The 5,272-nt window shown below is 40.7% G+C and carries 5 protein-coding genes; 4 read left to right on the plus strand and 1 reads right to left on the minus strand.

The genetic code is table 11. The annotated features are described in order from the left end of the window. Nucleotides 1-223 precede the first annotated feature (223 nt). From BCU91_RS16980 to BCU91_RS16995, 4 genes are all read left to right on the plus strand, one after another. Entirely contained in the window at nucleotides 224-2,203 is a 1,980-nt protein-coding gene (locus tag BCU91_RS16980) for a heme lyase CcmF/NrfE family subunit (protein WP_102476506.1), read from the plus strand. Continuing rightward, the gene (locus BCU91_RS16985) at nucleotides 2,200-2,676 is read left to right on the plus strand and encodes a cytochrome c-type biogenesis protein CcmH (protein ID WP_241903470.1); all 477 of its coding nucleotides are present in this window, start codon (nucleotides 2,200-2,202) and stop codon (nucleotides 2,674-2,676) included. Before BCU91_RS16980 ends, BCU91_RS16985 begins: the two co-directional genes overlap by 4 nt. Further along, nucleotides 2,669-3,253, plus strand: coding sequence for a TlpA disulfide reductase family protein (locus BCU91_RS16990; RefSeq protein ID WP_102436891.1), 585 nt, complete (start codon nucleotides 2,669-2,671; stop codon nucleotides 3,251-3,253). Before BCU91_RS16985 ends, BCU91_RS16990 begins: the two co-directional genes overlap by 8 nt. A gap of 190 nt (nucleotides 3,254-3,443) precedes the next feature. Beyond that, nucleotides 3,444-4,022 carry a nucleoside triphosphate pyrophosphohydrolase family protein gene (locus BCU91_RS16995; RefSeq protein WP_102531977.1) on the plus strand — a complete coding sequence of 193 codons (579 nt, stop codon included), beginning with the start codon at nucleotides 3,444-3,446 and terminating at the stop codon, nucleotides 4,020-4,022. Between the two features lie 88 nt (nucleotides 4,023-4,110). On the opposite strand, the gene BCU91_RS17000 is transcribed toward BCU91_RS16995, so the two are convergent. Then, nucleotides 4,111-5,127, minus strand: a complete 1,017-nt coding sequence (locus BCU91_RS17000; RefSeq protein ID WP_102531978.1) for a hypothetical protein — start codon at nucleotides 5,125-5,127, stop codon at nucleotides 4,111-4,113. Nucleotides 5,128-5,272: the final 145 nt, after the last annotated feature.

Here is a 5,272-nt window from a genome sequence, read left to right on the forward strand (position 1 = left end):
ATATTAAAATTAGCAAAATTATTAAGATCAACCTCACAGAAAAATATCCTCAACATAGATAACCTTCAGTTGCTTCTTATTTAATTGATGATATAAGTCGCTAGAAACAAGTCGTTTAAAGACAACAAAACGTCTAATTAATATTGATATAACTTTCTCATTAACAAAATAGATTTATTTGATATTAATTATCAACCCCTCCACACAATATATAGGTAATAATATGATTCCAGAGATTGGACATTTACTGTTAATAATAGCCGCTGCGTTATCATTATTATTAGCCGTTATTCCTATGGTGGGCTTATATAAGCGTAATGCTTATTTAATTAGCTATTATCGCCCTATCAGTAATATGATGATTAGTGCTTTTTTAGGTGCGATTATTTGTTTAGCTATTAGCTTTATTAGCAATGATTTTTCAGTAGCCTATGTCGCTGATCACTCTAATACTCAGTTAGCGACTTTCTATAAAGTCGCTGCTATCTGGGGCAGCCACGAAGGCTCAATGTTATTTTGGGTGAGTGCTATCGCGTTATGGACGGTTATTATTGCCAATACTCATAACAATGAAGCTGATCATGCTTTCTTTATCCGAACAATTTCAGTGCTAGCAGCTGTTATCTGTGGCTTTAGCTTATTCATCATTTTCACCTCAAACCCATTTGTTAGGTTATTACCCAACTTCCCTATCGAAGGTCGAGACCTCAACCCTATCTTGCAAAACATCGGCTTAATTATTCATCCACCGTTATTATTTCTAGGTTACGTTGGTCTCACGGTGTGCTTCGCTGCGGCAGTTGCTGCACTCATGGGAAAACAGTTCACACAACAGCATGCGCGCTATTTACGTCCTTGGGCTATTTTGGCGTGGGTTTTCTTAACAGGGGGTAATGCGTTTGGTTCTTGGTGGGCATATAACGAACTAGGCTGGGGTGGTTGGTGGTTTTGGGACCCGGTTGAAAATGCCTCTTTCATTCCTTGGCTAGTTGCCACTGCATTAGTCCACTCAGTGGTGATGACTGGACGCTTCGGACAATGTAAAAAGCTCACCTTGTTTCTGGCTATTTTAGCATTCTCATTAAGCTTACTGGGCACTTTTATCGTACGCTCAGGTGTGGTGCAATCCGTTCATGCATTTGCTGCGGATCCAACTCGTGGTATGTCAATACTGCTATTGTTGGTACTGTTTTCTGGTAGCGCCTTAGCACTTTTTGCCACTCGGGCTCAATATATACAATCTACCGATAAGTTTGCCTTAATTTCACGCAATAGCTTGATATTAATCGGCAACTTGTTACTGGTTATTGCAGCTTTATCGGTACTACTAGGTAGTTACTATCCGATTATTTACCGAGTTATTACTGGCGTCACCATCTCTGTAGGCGCTCCTTATTTCAACAGTATTTTTGTCCCTATCCTGGTACTACTCAGCTTATTAATGGGGCTAGCCCCTCTACTGCGTTGGCAACAAGATAGCGCTAAGAATCTGAAAGTGCCTGCGTTTTTGCTAGGTATCTCAATCGTATTAGCAGCAATCATCAACAACTCATTTGAACAAGCAAATGCTTGGTTCTTCATCGGTTTAATGTCTGTGACTTGGTTAGTGCTCACATTGATCATTGCCATGATCCAGCATCAACTTCATACCAGTTCAATAACACAGACTCGTCGATTTTATGCTATGTGTGTCGCTCATCTTGGCGTCGCAGTGGCTATTTTTGCAGGCTCTGTTGTATCAAACCTTGAGCAAGAAGAAGTGTTGAGCATGGGCCCTAATCAAGGGCGAACACTAGCAGGTTATACCTTCGTATTTGAAAACACCCAGCAAGTTTCAACCAACAGTTACGATGCGCTACAAGCCAACATTCGTATTATGGATGAGGAAGAAACGACGGTAGGTTATGCCTACCCGCAACGTCAAACCTTTAAAACTAACGGCATGCAGATGTCTGCAGCAGGAGTCTATTCAACCTTAGGTAAAGATTTATATGTCTCAATGGGCAACCAGCTCAACGACACAGAGTATTTAGTGCGTATCAGTTACAAACCTATGGTGAATTGGTTATGGATTGGCGCAATCTTGATGATGTTAGCAGGCGTATGGGTTGTCATAGCTTGCCGTGACAGCACTGCATCAAAACACTCACCATGTCGCACTAATGATCAGAAAACATCTCGACTAGAGGAGGCAACCTCATGACCCCATTCTATCGAATGCTCCACCGCATGTTCAGCCCTATTTCAGTGGCCATATTAACCGTGTTATTGATATTTAGCGTGCAAAATGTCACGGCTTCTGAGGCATTATCCCACCGAAATTATTCTGCTGATGAAAAACGTCAACTTGGTTTTGAAATTGCCCAAGAACTGCGCTGCCCAGCATCTGATAATCGCAGTTTATTTGATTCGGAAACCCAAATAGCAAACGAGCTTAAAGGGCACATATTTCAAAAACTCGATCAGGGTCAATCCAAACAAGAAATCATTGATTTTATGGTAGCCCGTTTCGGCGAACGAATCCGCTATCAACCTAGCCTGCACTCAGGCACGTTAGCTTTATGGCTCATCCCAATTGGGTTGTTTTTTTTCACAATAATCGGTGGTATCGCTTGGATTATTAAACAACCCCAAACGCCAATTAAACTCCATTTAAACGAGAATGAATATGAATAAATTAATGCCAATCACGTTACTGCTTTTAACTGGCTGCGTTACTTTTAATGCTGCTGCAAAGCCTGTGGATGTGAAAGTCTATGAAACGGGTGAACAAATAGAGAAACCTATGGTGATGTCGCGTTTTGTTGAGCTGCGAAATGCGCGCAAAATTCAAGACATTGACTTTAGCGATCAGCAACAAAACAAGGTCAACCTAGCACAACACCACGGCAAGCTAGTCATGGTGAACTTATGGGCAACTTGGTGTGCACCGTGTATCAAAGAAATCCCAGCGATGCAGGCAATTAAAGAGCGAAATCAAGATAAAGACTTTGCACTTGTGCCAATTTCTATTGATGAAAATCCAGATGATATAAAACCCTTTTTCGAACAACATGGTTTTGATAATTACGCGACTTGGATTGATCCTGACAAGAATGTTGATTACATCATGCCTGCAGATTTACTGCCTGCTAGCTTTATTTTAGACGGCAAAGGAAACCTAGTCGGCTTTGTTCGTGGATACATTGATTGGACAGATGAAGGTATCCAACCTTATTTAGATGGTCTGATTGAAAAATACGCCCATCGATAATTAATTTGAAAGTTTCATCATCACAAAAGGTTGTCTATTAACCTCCGCCTAACATCCCTGATTCATCCTAGGCGGTTTTTTTTATTCACAAACGGTGTCCCTGTGCAATTGGGCCGCCGTTTATCTTGAACAAGCCCTGTCAATTCATTACCATATTCGCCTATTTACTACTTTCTAGGCTTAATAAATAATGAAGTTATCTGTATTAGACCAACCCATTTATGACCATTTATATCGTGATATCAGAGAGTTTCGTAGCACCTTTGATTTGCCCATTGAAAATGCAGCTAGCCTAGACGACAAAGCAGATACCCTACACACTTCATTGATTATTGAAGAGCTCACAGAGCTCGCAGAAGCAGATTGCCGTGTTGAACAAGCTGATGCCATCGTTGACTCTGTTTATGTACTAATGGGGCGTTTAGTCCACTTAGGCGCAGCAAAAGTTAGTGACCGTCTAGAAATTAGTTATTTAATTGATTTATTACTGTCTGTTGCTAAAAACCGTGAAGTTAACTTCATTGAATGCTGGGATGAAGTTCACTCTAGCAACATGAGTAAAGTGTGTCGCAATGAGCAAGAGCTGAATGAAACCATTGCTCACTATGCTAAACAAGGTGTTGACATTGTTGGTAGTACTAAGGGTGAATTCATCATTGCTAAGTGTGCTAAAGATGTTGAAATGGCAGGTAAAGTGGTTCGTCAAGGTAAGGTATTAAAATCCGTTTATTACCGCCCAGCTGATCTCGAAAAAATAGTAAAAAACTAAGCGAACGGCCGTATTAATAGTTTGCATAAAAAATGCGTCCACTGTGGACGCATTTTTTATGGGTTACGTTTAGTGTAAATATGAATTTTTAAGCCGCTTCAGACTGCTCAATATCAGCCAGTGCCGCGACCACCTTTTCTGGTTCAGCCACATTAATATGCACCACAGTCAGCTTTTCAACTAACTGCCCTAATCCACCAAAATACCATTGTGGCGTTTTAAAACGGATAGTGAGATTAGTCTGCTCACCTCGCCCTATTGATAGTTCATCATCGACAACCTTTTTGGTTGCTTGATTCACTGCAACCGTTTCAATCTCGTTAATATCGATCGCCATAAAACCCCAAATAGCATTATTAACCACTAATCTATCGCGGATTATATAAAGTGAATAGTGGCGTGATATACGGTAATTAGCCACCAGCATTACCAAGGTTAAACTGATGATTGAAGAGACGATAATCGCGGCTAACTCACTCCAGTTAACCAAAATCATATAGCTGGCAACACAGCTAGTGAAACAACCGATAAGCATTAATAACAAATGCCAAGGCTTGGCACTCAATAACTTAATGTGGCTAATGGCTGCGGGGTGATGACGTGAAAACCATGGGATAGCGTAATACCAGTTAGTCGGCTCTCCAGCGACGATGAAGGCGATAGACAAAGCCTTTTCATCTTCATCTGCGTACACCTCAACCGCACTCACTCGTGGATCGCCCTTTACCTTTCTGACCTTCAATAAGCCACGAATAATAGTAAACACTAAGTAAGCTTCAATGATCAATAACACCCCAACAATGGGGTAGCGTAGCCAAGCGACAAATTCAAAATAGTCAGCGATATCTGCCGGAAAACTTAACCTCGCTACCAAGCTGCTAGTACTTAAAATAATAATCAGCTTCCACCACTTTTGGCTGCCTTTTTTGATTATGCAGTACCAATACGCCAACGGTATTAAGCCAAAATAGCCAATAGCAATAAGACTTAACCTAAGTTCGTCATCAGTTGTAGCAAGGGATTCTGGGGTTAGCTGCACGCCAATAGTAAACAGCACTATCGCAAAGGCTAAAAACAGCAGTCGGTACTTAACTATGGGTCTCATATAACAATCCTTGTTATTGTTCTATAACTTAAAATTATGTTTATGGCTTATGTTTATGACATAGGTTTATTGCTTAAATGTCTTATTTTTTGATAGAACCATTATTGCGCCTAATCAGTGACCACTAACCCCCGTTTTAGCATCA

The organism is Shewanella sp. 10N.286.52.B9 (genome assembly GCF_002873635.1).
Lineage (GTDB): Bacteria > Pseudomonadota > Gammaproteobacteria > Enterobacterales > Shewanellaceae > Shewanella.